The organism is Rhodococcus sp. NS-SX18, assembly GCF_057367935.1.
Window position 1 is genome coordinate 3,755,970 of record NZ_CM170633.1, and the last position, 21,054, is coordinate 3,777,023.

The window sequence follows — 21,054 nt, forward strand, 5'->3', positions numbered from 1 at the left end:
CGGACGACAGTCGATGTTCGATTATCCCGGTCGGACCGACAGCAAACGAAGCGCCCAGGTCAGAGCCCCCCACCGGTGATCTCGTCGGCCGTGGTGAGCACGGATCGGACCAGTTCGGCGAACCCGTCGGCGCCCAGCGCGGGCAGGACACCGGGGATGAGGGTGTTCAACACCACAGGCACGAGCGCCTCCGCGGTCAGTGCCCCGCCCGTCGCCGTGGCCGTCGCGGCCAGTTTCTGCGCGAACTCCCCGAAGGTGACGTCCCGGCCCTCGTGGCTGAGCGCCACCGCGTCGGGGGCGGTCTCGGCGGCGGCGGCGACCAGGTCCGGCAGGTCCGCCACGGTCCGCGGCTTGCGCGGCGCGGCCAGCCGGGCCCGTTCGGCCTCGGTGAGGATGTCGATCGCACGCAGCCGGATCTGCGGATCCGACGTCACCGCATCGAGGATGCGGGTGAACCGTTCGGCGAACAGCTCGACCGTCTCCCGGTCGAACAGCGCGGTCGCGTAGGTGAAGATCACCTCGAGACCGCCGAGGCCGCCGCCGGGCGCGAACTGCTCGACGAAGGTGCACTGCAGGTCGAACTTCGCCTGGTGGGCGCCGGCCTCGAGCGGGGTGACCGCCAGTCCCGGCAGTTCCAGCGTGCCGGTCTCGATGTTCTGGAACGTGAGCATCACCTGGAACAGCGGCGTGTACGAGCTCGACCGCCGGCGGCCGACGGCGTCGACGAGCCGCTCGAACGGCACGTCGGCGTTGCCGAACGCCGCCAGGTCCTTCTCCTTCGCCTGGGCAAGGAGGTCGGCGAAGGTGCCCCCGCCTGCCACGCGGGTGCGCAGCACCAGCGTGTTGACGAACATGCCCACCAGGTCGTCGAGCACTTCCTCGGCGCGACCGGCGGTCGGAGTTCCGACCGCGACGTCCTCGGTGGACGCCAGGCGCGACAGGAGCACCGCGAGGGCGGCGTGCACGACCATGAACACCGTCGCGTTGTGTTCGCGGGCGGTCTTCTCGATGCGCTGCGCGAGCGCCTCCCCGATGGTGAACGTCACCGAGTCGCCCTCGGTGGACTGCCGCGCCGGCCGCGGCCGATCCGTCGGCAGCGCGAGCAGCTCGGGACTGCCGGTCAGTTCGTCGGTCCAGTACCCGAGCTGGCGGGACAGCTCGCTGTCGGGGTCGTCCGGGCTGCCGAGCACCTGCTGCTGCCACAGCGTGTAGTCGGCGTACTGAACCGGCAGCTCCGCCCATCCGGGCACCTGCGCCTCGGCGCGGGCGGCGTAGGCGACCATCACGTCGCGTACGAGCGGCCGCATCGAGTAGCCGTCGGCGCTGATGTGGTGCGCCACCAGGGCGAGCACGTGCTCGTCGTCGGCGACGCGGAACAACCGCGCCCGCACCGGCGGGGTCTGGGCCGTCACGTCGAACCCCGCACCGAGGACGTCGGTGAGCCGGTCGACGATCTCGCTCTCGGCGACGGGCACCGGGACCAGGTCCGGCAGTGCCTGCGACGTCGGGAGCACCACCTGGACCGGGCCGTCCTCCGTGTCCGGGTACACCGTGCGCAGCACCTCGTGCCGGGCGATCACGTCGGCGACCGCGGAACGCAGGGCCTCGGTGTCGAGGGAGCCGCTCAGCCGCACCGCGACGGGGATGTTGTAGACCCCGGATCCGGGATCGACCTGGTTGAGGGTCCACATCCGTTGCTGCGCGAGCGACAGCGGAATCCGCTCGGGCCGCGGCTGCGGTACCAGCGGTGGCCGGGCACCGCGGCCGACGGACGGCTGGATCCGGCCGGCCAGCGCCGCGACGGTCGACGCCTCGAACACGGTCCGCACCGACACCCGGGTGTCGAGCGCGACACCGAGCCGGGAGGCCAGCTGCGTCGCGAGCAGGGAGTTGCCGCCGAGTTCGAAGAAGTCGTCGTCGAGGCCGGCGCGTTCGATGCCCAGGACCTCGGCGAGGATGCGGGCGACGATCTCCTCCACCGGGGTGGTGGGGGCCCGGAACTGCCCGGCCTCGAACTCCGGTTCGGGCAGCGCCCGGCGGTCGAGCTTGCCGTTGGTGTTCAGCGGCAGCGCCTCGAGGACGACGAACGCCGACGGCACCATGTACGACGGAAGTGCCTGCGCCAGTGCCGCCTTCGTCGCGGCCGCATCGAATCCGGCAGTGACGGTTCCGGCAGTGTCGGATCCGGCGTCGGATCCGGTGTCGGATCCGTCGGCCGGGACCACGTACGCCACCAGCCGGTCGCCGACGTGCGGGTCGGTGCGGACGAGGACGGCGACGTCGCGCACCTCGTCGCGGGCGCGCAGCACCGACTCGATCTCCCCGAGTTCGATGCGGTAGCCGCGCACCTTGACCTGGAAGTCGGCGCGGTCGCGGTAGACCAGTTCGCCGGCGCGGTTCCAGTGCACGATGTCGCCGGTGCGGTACATCCGGCCCCCGCCGAACGGGTCGGCGACGAACCGGTCGGCGGTCAGGTCGGGACGGCCGTGGTAGCCGCGCGCCAGCTGCGCGCCCGCCAGGTACAGCTCGCCGCCGACCCCGATCGGCACCGGACGCAGGCGCGCGTCGAGCACATACACGCGGCTGTTCCACTCGGGCACGCCGATCGGCACGACCGCGGCGTCGGCGTCGCTCGTCTCGTGCACGGTGACGGACACGGCGGCCTCGGTCGGCCCGTACAGGTTGAACAGGGCCGCCTCGTTGTCCGCGCGGAACTGCTGCGCGGTGACCGCCGGCAGGGCCTCGCCGATGGCGAGCACGCGCCGCAGCGACGGCGCGACCTCCCCACCCGCGGCGGTCGTGAGCATCGACAGCATCGACGGCACCGCGTGCAGCGTGGTGACGCGCTCGTCGCGCAGCAACCGCAGCAGGTAGTCGGGATCGCGATGCCCGTCGGCGGTCGCGATCACCAGACGCGAACCGGAGGTGAGTGCCGACCAGAACTCCCACACCGACAAGTCGAACGTGGCGACGGTCTTGAGCAGCACCGCGTCGTCCGGTCCGAGATCGAACGCGTCCCGCTTCCAGAGCATCTGGTTGACCACGGCGGCGTGCGGAACCGCCACACCCTTGGGCCGGCCGGTCGATCCGGACGTGAAGATCACGTACGCGGTGTTCGCCGCACGCAGCGGCGCGCGACGTTCGGCCGCGGTCACCGGCGCGTCCGGCAGACCGGAGAGGTCCACGTGGTCGAGTTCGACGACCGGCACGCCGGGCAGGTCGATCCGATCCGCCGCGACCGTGACCACGCACGTGGGCGCCGCGGTGCCGAGGATGTAGGCGTTGCGCTCGGCCGGCTGGTCCGGGTCGAGGGGCACGTACGCACCGCCGGCCTTGGCGATCGCGTACATGCCGACGACGAGTTCCGGCGAACGCCGCACGATCAGCGCGACCCGGTCCTCCGGCCCCACACCCTGGGCGATCAGGTGCCGGGCGAGACGGTTGACGCGGGCGTCGAACTCGCCGTACGTGACAGCGGTGCCCTCGTACACCAGTGCGACCGCGCCGGGGTCCCGGCGCACCTGCTCGTCGAACAGGTCGACGAGCGTTGCGGCCGTGTCGGTCTCGTGGGCGGTGTCGTTCCATGCCGCCAGGACGTCGTGCTCTTCGCGCGCGAGCAGCACCGGGTGATCGCCCAGCGGCACGTCCGGCGCCTGCACGAGTGCCCGGAGCAACTGCTGGAAACGCTCGGCCACAGCACGCGCGGTGGACTCGTCGAACAGGTCGGTGGCGAAGGTCAGGATCGCGTCCATGCCGGCCGGGAAACCCTGCTCGTCGTATCGGTCGCTGACGATCAGGTGCAGGTCGAACTGCGACGTGCCGCCCTCGAGGTCGATCGGGGCGACGGTCAGACCGGCCAGTTCCAGTTCCGTGCGCTGCTGGTTCTGGAACGAGAAGCCCACCTGGAACAACGGGTGCCGCGCGGTGGAGCGGGCCGGGTTGAGCACCTCCACGAGCCGCTCGAACGGCACGTCCGCGTGGGCGAATGCCTGCAGGTCGGTTTCCCGTGCCGCCCCGAGCAGTTCGTCGAACGAGCGGTGGCCGTCGACGGAGAGCCGGAAGACCAGCGTGTTGACGAACATGCCGATCAGGTTCTCCACGGCGGCCTCGCCGCGACCCGCGATGGGCGTGCCCACCGCGATGTCGTCGGATCCGGACAGGCGGGCGAGCAGCGCCGCGAACGCGGCATGCATCGCCATGAACACGGTCGCGTTGCGGGCGCGCGCGAGGTCGCGCAACGCGGCGTGCACCTCTGCGTCCACGACGAACTCGACCCGGTCGCCGCGGAACGACTGCTGCGCGGGCCGCGGGCGGTCCGTGGGCAGGTCCAGCTGGTCCGGCAGATCGGCCAGCGCGGTCCGCCAGTGGTCGAGCTGCCGGGCGGCGAGCGACTCGGGATCGTCCTCGGATCCGAGCAGTTCCCGTTGCCACAGCGCGTAGTCCGCGTACTGGAGCTCGAGCGGCGCCCACGCCGGCTCGGTGCCGGCGGACCGGGCGGCGTACGCGGTCATCACATCGCGCACCATCGGCACCATCGACGAGCCGTCCGCGGCGATGTGGTGCACCACGGTGACGAGGACGTACTCGGTGGGTGCGAGACGCAGCAGCGCGATCCGCAGCGGGATCTCGCGGGTGACGTCGAAACCGGTCGAGGCGAGTTCGCGCAGGCGCGATTCCAGCTCGGCCGCCGGGACGTCGATCGGGTCGAGGTCGACCGGGACCGCGGTGGCGGGCCGGATGTCCTGCACCGGACCGGAATTCGTCTCCGGGTACACGGTCCGCAGCGTCTCGTGGCGGGCCACCAGGTCGGCGACGGCGGCGCGCAGCGCGTCGACGTCGAGGTCGCCGGTCAGCCGCAGAGCCATCGGGATGTTGTACGCCGTCGACTCGGGGTCGAAGCGGTTGAGGAACCACATGCGCTGCTGCGCCGGCGACAGCGGGATGCGTTCGGGACGCGTGCGCGCGGTCAGCGGCACCCGTCCGCCGCCGGTGGCGTCCTGCTCGACCCGCGCCGCGAGCGCGGCGACGGTCGAGGCCTCGAACAACGTCCGCACCGGGACCTGTGTGTCGAGCGCCACCCCGAGGCGCGCGACGACCTGCGTCGCGATCAGCGAGTTGCCGCCGAGCTCGAAGAAGTCGTCGTCGGCGCCCACCCGCTCCACACCGAGCACCTCGGCGAACGTGCCCGCGACGATCTCCTCGACCGGCGTCGACGGCGCCCGGAAGACCCGGGTCTCGAACACCGGTTCCGGCAGTGCCCGCCGGTCGAGCTTGCCGTTCACGGTCAGCGGGATCGCATCGATCACCACGAACGCCGACGGCACCATGTACTCCGGCACCAGCGCGCCCACCCCGGCGCGCAGTTCCTCGACGTCGACGGTCGCGCCGTCGGCGGGCACCACGTACGCGACGATGCGCGCCGCGCCGGGGGCGTCCTCGCGCACGATCACCGCGGCCTGCCCGACCGGCTGCTGGGCCAGCACGGCCGATTCGACCTCGCCGAGCTCGATCCGGAAGCCACGGATCTTGACCTGGTCGTCCGCGCGGCCGAGGTACTCGAGATCCCCCGAGACCGCCCAGCGGGCGACATCGCCGGTGCGGTACAGCAATCCACCGTCGGCGGAGAACGGGTCGGCCACGAACCGGGCCGCGGACAGGTCCGGGCGGCCCAGGTATCCGCGGGCCAGCTGACCGCCGCCGACGTACATCTCACCGGCCACGCCCACGGGAACGGGGTTGAGGCGGGTGTCGAGGACGTAGACCCGCAGGCCCGCGATCGGCACGCCCACGATGCTCGCGGAACCGGCCTCGGCCAGGTCCGCACCGATCTCCCGGTACGACACGTGCACCGTGGTCTCGGTGATGCCGTACATGTTCACCAGCCGCGGCGCGGTGTCCCCGTGCCGGGTGAACCAGCCCTCCAGCCGGCGCGGCTCGAGTGCCTCACCGCCGAAGATCACGTACCGCAGGGCGAGGTCGCCCTCCGTGCCACCGGCCGTGCGGTCGGCCTCGGCGAGCTGGTAGAACGCCGACGGCGTCTGATTGAGCACCGTCACCCGTTCGCGCACGAGCAACTCGCGGAATGCCTCCGGCGAGCGCGAGGTGAACCAGTCCACGACCACCAGGGTGCCGCCGTACAGCAGGGGGCCCCACAGTTCCCACACCGAGAAGTCGAACGCGTACGAGTGGAACATCGTCCACACATCCGACGGGCCGAACCCGTAGACCGACTCGGTGTTCACCATCAGCCGCACCACGTTCCGGTGCGGGATCAGCACGCCCTTGGGCCGGCCCGTGGACCCGGAGGTGTAGATGACGTACGCGAGGTTCGCGGCGTCGAGCGGCGCGGTGCGCTCCTCGTCGCGGATCGGCGCGTCGTCCACCCCCGACAGATCGACGGTGTCGAGCTCGACCACCGGCACCGCGGTGGGCACCTCGATCCCGGTGCCGGAGGCGGTGAGCACCGCGGCCGGCGCGGCGTCGGTGAGCATGAACTCGATCCGGTCGGACGGGTAGTTCGGGTCCACCGGCAGATACCCGCCGCCGGCCTCGAGCACCGCGACGAGGGCGACCACCAGATCCAGCGACCGCGGCAGCGCGACCGCCACGAGCGACTCGGGACCCACGCCCACCGAGATCAGATGGCGGGCCAGTCGCCGCGCCCGGGACGCGAACTCCGCGTAGGTCAGCGCCTCGTCGCCGAACCGCACCGCGATGTCGCCGGGCGCAGCGCTCACGCGCGCCTCGAACATGTCCACCAACGTCACATCCGCCGGGGCGACGTCGTCGCCGAGCGAATTCCACCGGGAGACCACGAGTTCGCGTTCGAACTCGTCGACGATCTCGATGTCACCGACCGCCACCGACGCATCCGCCGCCACGGCCCGCAGGATCCGCAGCAGCTGCTCGGCGAAGGCGGCGACGCGCAGCTCGTCGAACAGGTCGGTGGCGTAGGTGACGGCGGCGGCGATGCCGGCCGCCGAACCGTCCTCGGCCACCTGCTCCGAGAAGGTGAACTGCAGGTCGAATTTCGCGGTAGGCGGGTCGTAGTCGAGGGCCTCGAGCGCGAGACCGTCGAGTTCGAGTTCGGCCTGTCCGATGTTCTGGAAGGTCAGCACCACCTGGAACAGCGGGTGCCGGGCCTGGGAGCGCTCCGGGTCGAGGATCTCCACCAGCCGTTCGAACGGCACGTCCGCGTGGGCGAACGCGTCGAGGTCGCTTTCGCGCACCGCGCTCAACAGTTCCGCGAAGGACTGCCCGCCCTGCACGTCCGTGCGCAGGACGAGGGTGTTGACGAACATGCCGACCAGGTCGTCGAGGGCGGCCTCGCCGCGGCCTGCGACCGGGGTGCCGATCGCGATGTCCTCGGTTGCGGACAACCGGGCCAGCAGCACCGCGAGCGCCGCGTGCACGACCATGAACAGCGACGTGTTCTTCTCGTGCGCGAGGCTCTGCAGACGTTCGTGCAGCGCCTCGTCGACGTGGAAGCGGCTGGTGCGGCCGTGTCCGGAGGTCCGCTCGGGGCGGGCCCGATCGGACGGCAGGTCCAGCTGGTCGGGCAGCCCGGCGAGCGTGCGCTTCCAGAACTGCACCTGTTCGGCGGCCACGGATCCCGGCTCGTCCTCGGAACCGAGCACGTCGCGCTGCCACAGGGCGTAGTCCGCGTACTGGATCTCGAGCGGGGCCCAGCCGGGCAGCTCACCGCGGGTGCGGGCCGCGTAGGCGACCATCACGTCGCGGGCGAGCGGACGCACCGAGAACCCGTCCGTGGCGATGTGATGGGCGACGAACAGCAGCACGTGCTCGGTCCGGCTCAGCTCGAAGACCACCGCCCGGAACGGCACCTCGGCGGTGACGTCGAACCCGCGCGTGACGAGTTCGCGGGCACGATCCGGCAGGGCGTGCGCGTCGATGCGCTCGACCTCGAGCCGCACCGGGGAGTCCGGCAGGATCTGCTGGTAGCCGGTGCCGTCCACGTCGGGGTAGACGGTGCGCAGCACCTCGTGGCGCTCGGTCAGGTCCCGGACCGCCCCGCGCAGGGCGGGCACGTCGAGTGCACCGGTGAAACGCACTCCGATCGGGACGTTGTTCACCGCCGACTCGGGGTCGAAGCGGTTGAGGAACCACATGCGCTGCTGCGCCGGCGACAGCGGGATGCGCTCGGGCCGCGCGTACGGGACCAGCGGGGTGCGGCGACCCGCGCCGGCCTCCTGCTCGGCCCGCACCGCGAGGGCTTCGACAGTCGGGGCGTCGAACAGTGCCCGCACCGGGATCGACGCGTCGAGCGCGTCGCTGAGGCGGGCCGCGACCTGCGTCGCGACGAGTGAGTTGCCGCCGAGATCGAAAAAGTCGTCGTCGCGGCCGACCCGCGGCACACCCAGTACCTGGGCGAAGACGCCCGCGACGATCTCCTCGACCGGGGTCCGCGGCGCGGTGAAGGTGCGCGCTTCGAAGGTCGGAGCCGGCAGCGCTCGCCGGTCGATCTTGCCGCTGGCGTTCAGCGGGAACGCATCCAGGGGGACGAAGGCCGAGGGCACCATGTAGGACGGCAGCGCGGTGGCGAGCGCGTCCTTCGCCCGGGCGGGGTCGAAGTCGACGCCCGGTTCGGGCACCACGTAACCGACCAGCTGCGGTCCGAAGCGCGGGTCCTCGCGCACCACGGCGACGGCTTGGCGCACCTCGTCGAGGGCGGTCAGCTGCGACTCGACCTCTCCGAGTTCGATGCGCAGACCGCGCAACTTGACCTGCAGGTCCGTCCGGCCCAGGTAGTCGAGCTCACCTGCGGCGGTCCACCGCACCAGGTCGCCGGTGCGGTACATCCGCTCGCCGCTGGACCAGGGGTCGGCGACGAATCGGTCGGCGGTGAGGTCCGGGCGGCCGTGATAGCCGCGCGCCAGCTGGGGACCGGTGAGGTAGAGCTCGCCGGCGACGCCGAGCGGCACGGGGTGCAGCCGTTCGTCGAGCACGAGCGCGCCGGTGTTCCACACCGGTGTACCGATCGGAACCGTTGCGGTGTCGCCGGGTCCGGCCGTCCGGTGGACGGTCTGGATCGTCGTCTCGGTCGGTCCGTACAGGTTGTGGACGGGCGCATCGTTCAGTACGTGGAACCGGGCGACGGTTTCGGCCGGGAGGCTCTCGCCGCCGCAGAAGACCTGGGTCAGGGACGCGGCGGTCGTCCGGTCGAGGTGTTCGAGCACGGCGTCGAGCACGGCGGGCACGAACTGGACCAGCGTGACGGCGTGCCGCCCGATCGCTGCCGCCATTGCGGCGGGGTCGCGGTGCAGGTCGGGTGCGCCGACCACGATCCGGGCGCCCACCAGCGGCGGCAGGAAGATCTCCCAGACCGACGCGTCGAAGGTGGCGGGGGTCTTGAGCAGCAGGGCGTCGCCGGCGCCCGGGCCGAACTCGTCCTGCATCCACAGCAGTTGGTGGACCACGGCGGCGTGCGGCACGGCCACGCCCTTCGGCCGACCGGTGGACCCGGATGTGTAGAGCACGTACGCGAGATGATCCGGGCGCAGCGGCGCGAGCCGGTCGGCGTCGGTCAGGGGCGCATCGCCGTACGGGGTGGTGTCGGCCTCGTCGAGCGCCACGATCGGCACCGCGTCGGCACCCGGCAGGCGCTCACGTCCGGTACGGGTGAGAACCATTACGGGCGAGGCGGATTCGAGGACATACGCGATCCGGTCGGCCGGCTGGTCCGGGTCGAGCGGGACGTAGGCGGCCCCCGCAGCCAGGACGGCGTGGATCGCCACGAGCATCTCCGTCGAGCGGCTCGCGGCCACTGCGACCACGGTGTCCGGTCCCGCGCCGTGCGCGACGAGATACCGCGCCAGGGCGTTGACCCGGGAACCGAACTCGCGGTACGTCCACGTCGACTCGCCCGATTCCACGGCCACGGTGTCGGGCGTGCGGGCGGCCTGCCGGGCGAGGAGATCGACCAGGGTGGCGTCGGCGTCGAGCGCGCGACGGGGACCGTGCGAAAGCTGCTCGACCGCGTCGAGTTCCGCGCCCGGCAGCATCGGCAGGTCGCCGACCGGCACGTCGGGTCGTTCGGTCGCCAGCCGTAGCAGACGGACGAACCGGTCGCCGACGGCGGCGATCGTCGGGGCGTCGAACAGGTCGGTGGCGTAGGAGATCTCGACGGCGAGAGCGCCCGCGTCGGTGCCGGCGGCCTGACCCTCGAGGATCGTGAACATGAGGTCGAACTTCGACACGCCGCCGTCGAGGGGCAGTTGCGCGACGGACAGCCCCGGCAGTTCCAGGGCCACGTCGCCGATGTTCTGGAACGCCAGCATGACCTGGAACAGCGGAGTCCGGGCCTGGGTGCGTTCCGGCGCGAGCACGTCCACGAGCCGCTCGAACGGCACCTCGGCGTGCGCGAAGGCCCCGAGGTCGACTTCGCGCACCCGGGCGAGCAGGTCCGCGAAGGTGTCGGCGGTGTCCACCTCGGTACGCAGCACCAGGGTGTTGACGAACATGCCGATCAGGTTGTCGAGCGAGCGCTCCCCGCGGCCGGCCACCGGTGTGCCGACGGCGATGTCCCGGGAGGTGCCGAGACGGGCCAGCAACAGCGCCAGGGCCGCGTGGACCACCATGAACACCGTCGCGCGCTGCTCGCCGGCGAATCGGCCGAGCGCGGCGTGCAGCGACTCGTCGACGGTGAGCCGATGCGTCGCACCACGATTCGTCGCCACCGCGGGCCGGGGGCGGTCGGTCGGCAGGTCGAGGCCGTCCGGCAGCCCGCCGAGCGCCTGCTTCCAGTACTCGAGCTGACGGGTGACGAGCGAGTCGGGGTCGTCCTCGGAGCCGAGCACGTCACGCTGCCACAGGGTGTAGTCGGCGTACTGGATTTCCAGCGGCTCCCAGGCGGGTTCGTTGCCGAGCGACCGGGCCGCGTAGGCGACCATGATGTCGCGGGTGAGCGGGCCCATCGAGAAGCCGTCGCCGGCGATGTGGTGCATGACCGCGACGAGCACGTGCTCCTCGGGGCTCAGGCACAGCAGCCGCACGACGATCGGGACGTCGGTGGACACGTCGAAGTGCGTGCCCGCCAGCGCCCGCAGCTCGTCGGGCAGCTGCGCCCGGTCGATGCGCACCGCCTCGAGCGAGACGCGGACCTCGGAGGGGGCGAGCACCTTCTGGTAGCCGTATCCGTCGAGGTCGGGGTAGACGGTGCGCAGGGATTCGTGGCGGGCGAGGACGTCGCACACGGCATCCTCGAGCGCCGGGACGTCGAGCCGGCCGGACATGCGGACGGCGACCGGGATGTTGTTCGCCGTCGAATCGGGATCGAACCGGTTGAGGAACCACATCCGCTGCTGCGCGAGCGACAGCGGCACCCGCTCGGGACGGGGTTGCGGAACCAGCGGGGCCCGTCGCGCCGGGCCGTCGTGCCCGTCGATCCGGGCGGCCAACGCCTCGACGGTCGAGTTCTCGAACAGCACCCGCAGCGGCACCGACGCGTCGAGCGCCGCCCCGATCCGCGAGACCACCTGCGTGGCGATCAGCGAGTTGCCACCGAGGGCGAAGAAGTCGTCGTCGAGACCGACCCGGTCGAGACCGAGCACCTCGGCGAACACACTCGCCACGATCTCCTCCACCGGAGTCGTCGCGGCACGGAACACCTTGACCTCGAACACCGGCTCCGGCAACGCCTTCCGGTCCAGCTTGCCCGACGCGTTGAGCGGCAACTCCGCGAGCACCACGAACGCCGACGGCACCATGTACGACGGCAGCACCTGCCCCACCGCCGAGCGGGCCTCGTCCTCGTCGAACACGGCACCGGCGGCCGTCACCACGTACGCCACCAGCTGCTCGGCGCGGACCAGCACGACCGCCTGCGCCACCGCCGCAACCTCCAGCAACGCCGCCTCGATCTCGCCGAGCTCGATGCGCAGACCCCGCAGCTTGACCTGGAAGTCCGTGCGGCCCAGGTACTCGAGCTCCCCGGCCTCGGTCCACGTCACCAGATCACCGGTGCGGTACAACCGCTCCCCCGCCGCCCCGAACGGATTCGCCACGAACCGATCCGAGGTCAGATCCGGGCGGCCCACGTAGCCGCGCGCGAGCTGCACACCCGCCAGATACAACTCACCCGGCACCCCGACCGGCACCGGATTCAGCCGCCCGTCGAGCACGAACACACCCGTGTTCCACACCGGCGCACCGATCGGCACCGACACCACATCCGCGTCGGTCACCTCGTGGAACGTCACATCCACCGCGGCCTCGGTCGGCCCGTACAGGTTGTGCACAGCCACACCCGGCAGCACCGACCGCACCCGGGCGGCGACCGCGGCGGCGAGAGCCTCACCGGAAGCGAACACGTACCGCAGCGACGAGATCCCGCCGACCGCGGACTCGGCGACGAAGACCGCGAGCATCGACGGCACGAAGTGCGCGACGGTCACCGACTCTGCGCGCATGACCGCCGCGAGGTACCCGGGGTCGCGGTGCCCGTCCGGGGCCGCGACCACCAACCGCGCCCCCACCTGCAACGGCCAGAAGAACTCCCACACCGACACATCGAACGTGAACGGCGTCTTCTGCAACACCACATCGCCGGCCGACAACCCGTACCGACCCTGCATCCACACCAGACGATTGACGATCGCCGCATGCGAGACCGCCACACCCTTCGGCCGCCCCGTCGACCCCGACGTGAAAATCACATACGCCGTGTTCGACCCCCGCACCGGCGCACGCCGCTCCCCATCGGTCACCGGCGCATCCGACAACCCCGACACATCCAACTCGTCGAGCACCACCGTGCGGACAGACCCCTGCCCCGGCACCACGAACCCGTCCCGCCCCGTGGTCAACACCACCACCGGCGCCGCCACCTCCAGGATGTACCCGTTGCGCTCGGCCGGCTGATCCGGATCGACCGGCACATACCCGCCCCCGGCCTCCACCACCGCATACATCCCCACCAGCAGATCCACCGACCGGCGCATCGCCAACCCCACCAGCGACTCCGGCCCCACCCCCACCGACACCAGATACCGCGCCAACCGCCGCACCCGCCCGGCGAACTCCCCGTAACTGAGCGACACCCCGTCGAACGTCACCGCCGGCGCCTGCGGCGACCGCCGCACCTGCTCCGCGAACAACTCCCCCAACGTCGCCGCCGGCACCGCACGCCCCGTGTCGTTCCACACCTCGAGCACCCGCGACCGCTCCACCGGCTCGAGGATCTCCAGATCCCCCACCGCCACCGACGGATCGGCCACCACCGCCTCGAGCACCCGCACGAACCGCGCCGCGAACCCCGCCACCGTCGACGCATCGAACAGATCCGTCGCATAGGTGATCTCGGCGACGAGGCCGTCGGCGCCGCCGTCGTCGTCCGAGGACTCGGACAGCGTCAGCTGCAGGTCGAACTTCGCCACCGAGGTGTCGATGGCCTGCGTCTCCAGGACGAGCCGGGGCAGCTCCACATGGGTGGACCCGAGATTCTGGAAGGCCAGCATGACCTGGAACAGCGGATGCCGCGCCGTCGACCGGGCGGGATTGAGCACCTCCACCAGCCGCTCGAACGGCACGTCCGCGTGCGCGAACGCACCGAGCGCGGCCTCCCGGGCGCGGGCGAGCTGCTCGGTGAACGGCTGGTCCGGGTCCACCTGGGTACGCAGCACCAGGGTGTTGACGAACATGCCGACCACGTTGTCGAGTTCCTGCTCGCCGCGACCGGCCACCGGGGTGCCGACGGCGATGTCGTCGGTCCCCGACAACCGCGCCAGCAGCACCGACAGTGCCGCGTGCACCACCATGAAGAGCGTGGTGCCGTGCCGGCGCGCGACGTCGTCGAGCGCGGAGTGGATCTCGGCGGACACGACGAACCGCTCGGTGCCGCCGCGGAACGACTGCCGTGCCGGCCGTGGCCGGTCCGACGGCAGGTCGAGCTGGTCGGGCAGCCCGGCGAGGGTGGTGCGCCAGTAGGCGAGCTGGTCGGCGATCAGCGACTCCGGGTCGCTCTCGGAGCCGAGAAGTTCGTGCTGCCACAGTGTGTAGTCCGCGTACTGCACCGACAGCGGCGGCCACGCGGGACGCTCCCACTCGATGCGTGCGGCGTAGGCGGCCATGACATCACGTGCGACCGGTCCCATCGACCAGCCGTCGGCGGAGATGTGGTGCATGACGATCGCCAGCACGTGCTCGGTCGGGTCGATCTCGAACAGGTGGGCCCGCACGGGCACCTCGCGGGTCACGTCGAAACCGGCGGACGCGAGCGCCGAGATCTCCTGCTGCAGGTTCTCTTCCGTGATCGACGTCGGTGTCAGGTTGGGCACCGCCGTGGCGGCGTCCGTGACGACCTGCATCGGCCCGTCCGGCCCTTCGGGATAGACGGTTCGGAGCGACTCGTGCCGATCGATGACATCCATGATGGCGACCTGCAGCGCGGTGATGTCGAGTTCACCGGACAGCCGCAGCGCGAAGGGCAGGTTGTAGGTGGCCGACTCGGGCTCGAACCGGTTGAGGAACCACATGCGCTGCTGGGCCAGGGACAGCGGGATCCGGTCGGGGCGCGGCCGGGCCACGAGCGGGATGCGGCGGCCGGCGCCGGCACGGTGTTCGACCCGCGCGGCCAGCGTGACGACGGTCGACGCCTCGAACAGCAGACGCACGGGCACCTGGGTGTCGAGGGCCGCACCGAGCCGGGACACGAGCTGGGTCGCGACGAGCGAGTTGCCACCGAGCTCGAAGAAGTCGTCGTCCAGTCCGACCCGGTCGATGCCGAGGACGCTCTCGAAGGTGCCCGCGACGATCTCCTCGATCGGCGTGGTGGGGGCGCGGAAGGCCCGCGCCTCGAACACCGGCTCGGGCAGTGCCTTGCGGTCCACCTTGCCGTTCGGGGTGAGGGGGACGGCGTCGAGGACGACGCAGACCGAGGGGACCATGTAGGACGGCAGGAATCCTGCGACGTACCCGGTGAGTTCCTCGCTGTCGAGTCCCGCCTCGCCGTGGACGTAGGTGACCAGAGTGGTCTGCCCCGAGGGCATTTCGTGCCCGACCGTGGTGGCGAAGTCGACGGCGGGGTACGAGAGATAAGCGGCGTCGATCTCCCCGAGCTCGATCCGGTAGCCGCGGACCTTGACCTGGAAGTCGGTCCGCCCGGCGTACACCAGCCGGCCCTCGTCGTCCCACCGCACGACGTCGCCGGTGCGGTACATGCGCTCGCCCGGCGCGCCGAACGGGGAGGCGACGAAGCGGTCCGCCGTCAGCGCGGGCCGCCGGTGGTAGCCCCGGGCGAGCGCGTCTCCGGTCAGATAGAGCTCTCCGGACACACCGACCGGAACGGGGTGGAGCCGGGCGTCGAGCACGAGGGCACCGACCCCGGCCACGGGTGTGCCGATGGTGATGGGCTCGCCCGGGTGCAGTTCGCCGCGGGTGGTGACGATCGTGGTCTCGGTGGGGCCGTATGCGTTGAAGTAGCGGCGGCCGGGCGACCAGCGGGCGACCAGATCGGCGGTGGAGACGTCGCCGCCGACGTTGAGGACGCGCAAGGTGTCGAGGTCGCGGGGGTCGACCGATCCGAGTACGGCGGGGGTGATGACGGCATGGGTCACCCCGTACCTCTCGATCAGGTCGTGCAGTTCGATCCCACCCAGCACGTTCGCGGGTGTCACGACGAGTTCGGCGCCGGAGGAGCCGGCCATGAGCCACTCGAGCACCGACGGGTCGAAGCTGGGTGCGCACACGTGCAGCACCCGTGACCGCTCGGTGACGCCGTACAGTTCGACGCTCTCCTGCACGAGCGCGGCGAGTCCGTGGTGGGTCACGGCGACGCCCTTCGGCAGGCCCGTCGACCCCGAGGTGTAGATCATGTATGCCACGTGGTCGAGGCGCAGCGGCGCGAGCCGGTCGGCGTCGCCGACGGGTGCGGCGGAAGCCCGTTCGATCGCCGTGCGGGTCTCGTCGACGTCGAGGGCGTTCCAGTCGAAGTCCGCGGGCAGCTCCGGCAGGTGCCCGGCGGTGGTCAGACCGAGGACGGCGCCGGAGTCCCGGACGATGTGCCGGATGCGTTCGACCGGGTGTGCGGGATCGATCGGCACGTACGCGGCGCCGGTCTTGGCGACGGCCCACACACAGTGCACCATCTCCGCGGATCGCGGGAAAGCGAGGGCCACAATCGTTTCGGGTCCGACACCGCTGTCGACGAGGACGCGGGCGAGGCGGTTGGACCACTCGTCGAGCTCACGGTAGGTCAGGGCGGACTCGCCGCATCGGACGGCGATCGTGTCGGGCGCGAAATCCACTCCGGCCGTGAGCAGTTCGACGAGCGGCCGCTCCGCCCGATGGAGTTCGGGGCCGCGGACCGAGACGAGCCGGGCCTCCTCCTCGGGCGCGAGGAGGTCGATGTCACCGACCGGCGTCGCCGCATCGGCGACGATCGCTTCGAGGATCCGCGCGAAACGCTGCCCGAAGACGTCGACGGTGTCGGCGTCGAACAGGTCGGTCGCGTACTCGAACACGGCGTCCACGCCGGCCGGGCGACCCTCGTCGTCGGTCCGCTCGACCAGCCACAGCTGCAGGTCGAACTTCGCGATCGGCACGTCGAACTCGGCCGCGGTGGCACGCACACCGGAGAACGAAATATCGCGCGTTCCAGGAGATTCCACGGCCAGCGCGGCCTGGAACAACGGATGACGAGCCGTGGACCGGGGCGGCTTGAGGACCTCCACGAGCCGCTCGAACGGGACGTCCGCATTGGAGAAGGCGCTCAGATCGGAGTCGCGGACCCGGTCGAGGAGTTCCTCGAAACGCGCCCCCGGATCGACCCGCGTGCGCAGCACCAGTGTGTTGACGAACATGCCGATCAGGTCGTCGAGCAGACGATCACCCCGGCCGGCGACGACGCTGCCGATGGCGATGTCGTCGGATCCGCTCAGTCTCGACAGGAGGACGGCGTACGCGGAGTGCATCACCATGAACAGCGACGCATGATGCGAGCGGGCGACCTCGACCAGACCACGGTGGGTCTCGGCCGAGATCTGGAACCGGCGCTTGTCGCCGCGGTAGGTGGCGACCGCCGGGCGGGGACGATCCGCGGGCAGGTCGAGCTGATCCGGGATGCCGTCGAGTTCCCGAGTCCAGTAGGCGATCTGCTGCGCAGAGATCGAGGCCGGGTCGGATTCGAGTCCGAGCACGTCGCGTTGCCACAGTGCGTAGTCGGCGTACTGCACCGGAAGCGCGGACCAGCCGGGTTCGGAGCCGGCCGCCCGCGCCGCGTATGCGGTAACGATGTCGCGCACGAGCGGCTCGAAGGACGATCCGTCGGCGGCGATGTGGTGCAACACCATGGCCAGGACGAACTCGTCGTCCGCCAGCCGGTACAGGGCGATCCGGAACGGCAGGTCGACGGCGACGTCGAACCCGCGCTGCGCCAGGGCCACGACCCGGGCGTGCAGATCGGACGCGGCGATGTCGAGGACGGGGACACGACTGTCGACGTGTTCGGCCGGCAGGATCACCTGTTGCGGTTCCCCGTCGACGGCCGGGTAGACGGTGCGCAGTGTCTCGTGCCGGGCCACGACGTCGCCGAAGGCGGCGTCGAGGGCCGCCGGATCGAGCGGACCGGTGAGCCGCACTGTGAAGGGCAGGTTGTAGGCGGCGGTGCCGGCGTCGAAGCGGTTGAGGAACCAGATCCGTTGCTGCGCCGTCGAGAGCGGCAGCACGTCCGGCCGCGGTCCCGCGACGAGCGGCCGGCGGGCACCCGATCCGGACTGTCGCGCCACCCGGGCCGCGAGGCCCACGACGGTGGACGACTCGAACAGCACCCGCACCGGCACCTGGGTGTCCAGGGCGGAGCCGATCCGGGACACGAGCTGGGTGGCGACGAGCGAGTTGCCGCCGAGTTCGAAGAAGTCGTCGTCGAGGCCGACCTCGGCGACTCCCAGGACCTCGGAGAACGTCTCGGCCACGATCCGCTCGGCGGCGGTGCGCGGCGCCCGGAACATACGGGCGCTGTTGAACACCGGCTCGGGCAGGGCCCTGCGGTCGAGCTTGCCGCTGGTGTTGAGCGGGAACGCGTCGAGCACCATCAGCGACGCCGGAACCATGTACGACGGCAGCGCCCGGCCCAGCGCCTCGGTCAGCGCATCGGTGTCGATCGCATGGCCGGGAGCGGCGACGAGGTAACCGACGAGCTGGTCGCCGGTCGCCGTCGGCACCACGAGCACGACGGCCTGCGAGACCTCCGGGGCGGCGAGCAGGACCGCCTCGATCTCGCCCAGCTCGATGCGCTGGCCGCGGAACTTGACCTGGAAGTCGGTACGGCCGATGTAGTCGAGGTAGCCGGCACCGTCCGCGTCGAGGCGCCACAGCACGAGGTCGCCGGTGCGGTACATCCGGTCGCCCGGGGCGCCGAACGGATCGGCGAGGAACCGGTCGGCGGTGAGGTCGGGGCGGCGCAGGTAGCCGCGCGCGAGCTGGACCCCGGCGAGGTACAGCTCGCCGGGCCTGCCGGGCGGCACGGGCCGCAGCCGGTGGTCGAGGACGTAGACGCGGCTGTTCCACTGGGGGACGCCGATCGGGACGGTGGTCACGTCCTCGGGAGTCGCCCGGTGGTAGGTGATCGAGACCGCGGCCTCGGTGGGGCCGTAGAGGTTGTGCAGCTGCGCGGCGCACAACTGGGCGAACGCGGCCGCCGTCTCGGACGGCAGGGCCTCGCCGATCACGAACACGTGACGCAGCGTGTCGCACGAGCCGGGCCGGGCATTGGCGACGAACACCGTGAGCATCGACGGCACGAAGTCGGTGAGGGTGACCCCGTGTTCGGCGATCCTGTCGGCCACGTACATCGGGTCGCGGTGGCCGTCGGGGGTGGCGATCACCAAGGTCGCGCCGACGCGCAGGGGCATGAAGAAGCCCCACAGCGACACGTCGAACGTCGTCGCGGTCTTCTGCAGGTACACGTCGGACGCCGACAGCGCGTACTGGTCGTTCATCCACCGGATCTGGTTGTCGATCGCCCGGTGGGTGACGGCGACGCCCTTGGGACGCCCGGTGGAGCCCGAGGTGAAGATGACGTAGGCCGTGCTGTCGAGACGTACCGGCCCGAGCCGGTCGGCGTCGGTGAGCGGGCGCGTGTCCAGGCCGGCGAGATCGACGCGGTCGATCTCGACCACGTCGAGGCCGGCGGGCAGATCCACCTGGTCACGCGCGGTCGTGACCACGCAGACGGGTTGAGCGGTGTCGAGGATGTAGGCGGTCCGGTCCGCGGGATGGTCCGGGTCGATCGGCACCCAGGCCCCGCCGGCCTCGAGGATCGCGTACATCCCGACGAGCAGCTCGAGCGAACGCCGCACCGACAGTCCGACCAGTGACTCCGGTCCGACGCCGCGCGCGACGAGCAGTCGCGCGAGCGCGTTCGCGCGGGCGGCGAACTCCGCGTAGGTCAGGCTCTCGCCCTCGTACACGAGGGCCGTGGCGTCGGGTGTGCGTGCCACCTGCTCCTCGAACTCCGCGAGCAGCGTGCGGTGGTCGAGGGGGTGCTCGGTGCGGTTCCACTCGGTGAGCACCTGGGCGGTCTCGGCACCGGTTCCGAGGGGCAGGTCCCACACGCGCCGGTCGGGATCGGCCGCGACGAATCGGTCGAAGAACTCCACGAAGCGGGCATGGTGCGCCCGGGACTCCTGCGCGCCGTACAGGTTGGGGTTGGACTCGAAGTCGATGTGGGTGTGCGTGCCACCGCTCTTGTAGACGTTGACCCCGAGGTCCTCGATGAGACCGGTGGACAGGATGTTGATCCGTCCGACCATGTCGCCGAGACGGACCTCGTTGTCGAACAGCATGATGTTGACCCACGGTCCGAAGAACGTCGAGCGGCCGCCGGCCGCACTGCCGGCGTCGCGGACGATGTCCTCGTGGCGATACCGCTGGTGTCGCAGCGCTCCCGAGACGGCAGCGGTCGCCGACGCGACGAGCCCGCGCACGGTGGTGTCGGCGGCCACCTCGAGGCGCAACGGCACCACGTTGGAGACCATGCTGCCGGACCGGCGCAGCACCGCGGTGGTCCGCGCGGCGACGGGCAGGCTGAGTACGACGTCGGTGCGGCCGGTCATCTGGGCCATGTAGGCGGCGAAGGCCGCGATCACCGCGGTGGCGAGGCTGGTGCTCTCGCGTTCGGCGAAGCGGTCGACGAGCCCCTCGACACGGTCGTCGAGCGTGGCACTGTCGATCCGGCTGACGGGGGCCGGCGGTGCGGGACGACCGGCCAGGCTGGTGGGTTCGTCGATGCCTTCGACGACCGACGACCAGTACTCGCGGTCGGTGTCGAACCGCGACGAGTGCCGGTACCCGATCTCGGCCTCGTACACGGTGCGCACGTCCGAAGCCTTGTTCGGGCTGGGTTCGGCGCCCTCGACGGCCGCGGTGTAGAGCTCCGCGATGCGGGTCATGAAGGTCGCGGCACCGAAACCGTCGAGCGCGAGATGGTGGACGCGGTTGTACCAGAAGTAGCGGCGCTCGCCGAGCTGCAGGACGGTGGCCGAGATCAGCCGGTCCTTGAGCACGTCCACCGGGGTGCTGCGGTCGGCGCGCATCCATTCCATCGCGGCCTCGCGCGGATCGTCCGAGTCCCGCAGGTCCACGTATCCGATGGAGGCGTCGAGGTTCGGATCGACGAGCTGGTAGGGCTGCGCGTCGACCTCGAGGAACCGGAGGAAGCCGGAGCCCATCTCGAGGGCGGCGCGGGCGCTGGCCTCGAGCAGGAGGTCACGGTCGAGGTCGCCGACGAGCTCGACGTACTGGGCGATGTTCGCGGGCACCGACGGGTCGACGTGTTGCGCGAACCACATCCCGAGCTGTGCCGGGGAGAGGGGGAAGGCACCGTCCGGCACGTTCGCCGCGTTCGTGTTCGTCGCACCCGATCCGCCGACACCCAGCGAGTCCAAACCCCAACCTCTCTCTCACCGTCGGACGCAGGCCCGACCGTCGCGCCCGGTGACCCGGGCGAGCACCGTGCTCAGGTATATCTGCTGTTCAGGGGAGGAGCGTTACACGGCGGACAACGGCGCGAACGCCGCGAGACCCGCCGGGACAACGATC

General features: G+C 71.2%; 1 protein-coding gene. It reads right to left on the minus strand.

Annotation, left to right across the window (positions count from 1 at the left end):
- Nucleotides 1-59: 59 nt before the first annotated feature.
- The gene (locus AC2IPW_RS17180) at nucleotides 60-20,900 is read right to left on the minus strand and encodes a non-ribosomal peptide synthase/polyketide synthase (protein ID WP_486375250.1); all 20,841 of its coding nucleotides are present in this window, start codon (nucleotides 20,898-20,900) and stop codon (nucleotides 60-62) included.
- Between the last annotated feature and the right edge of the window lie 154 nt (nucleotides 20,901-21,054).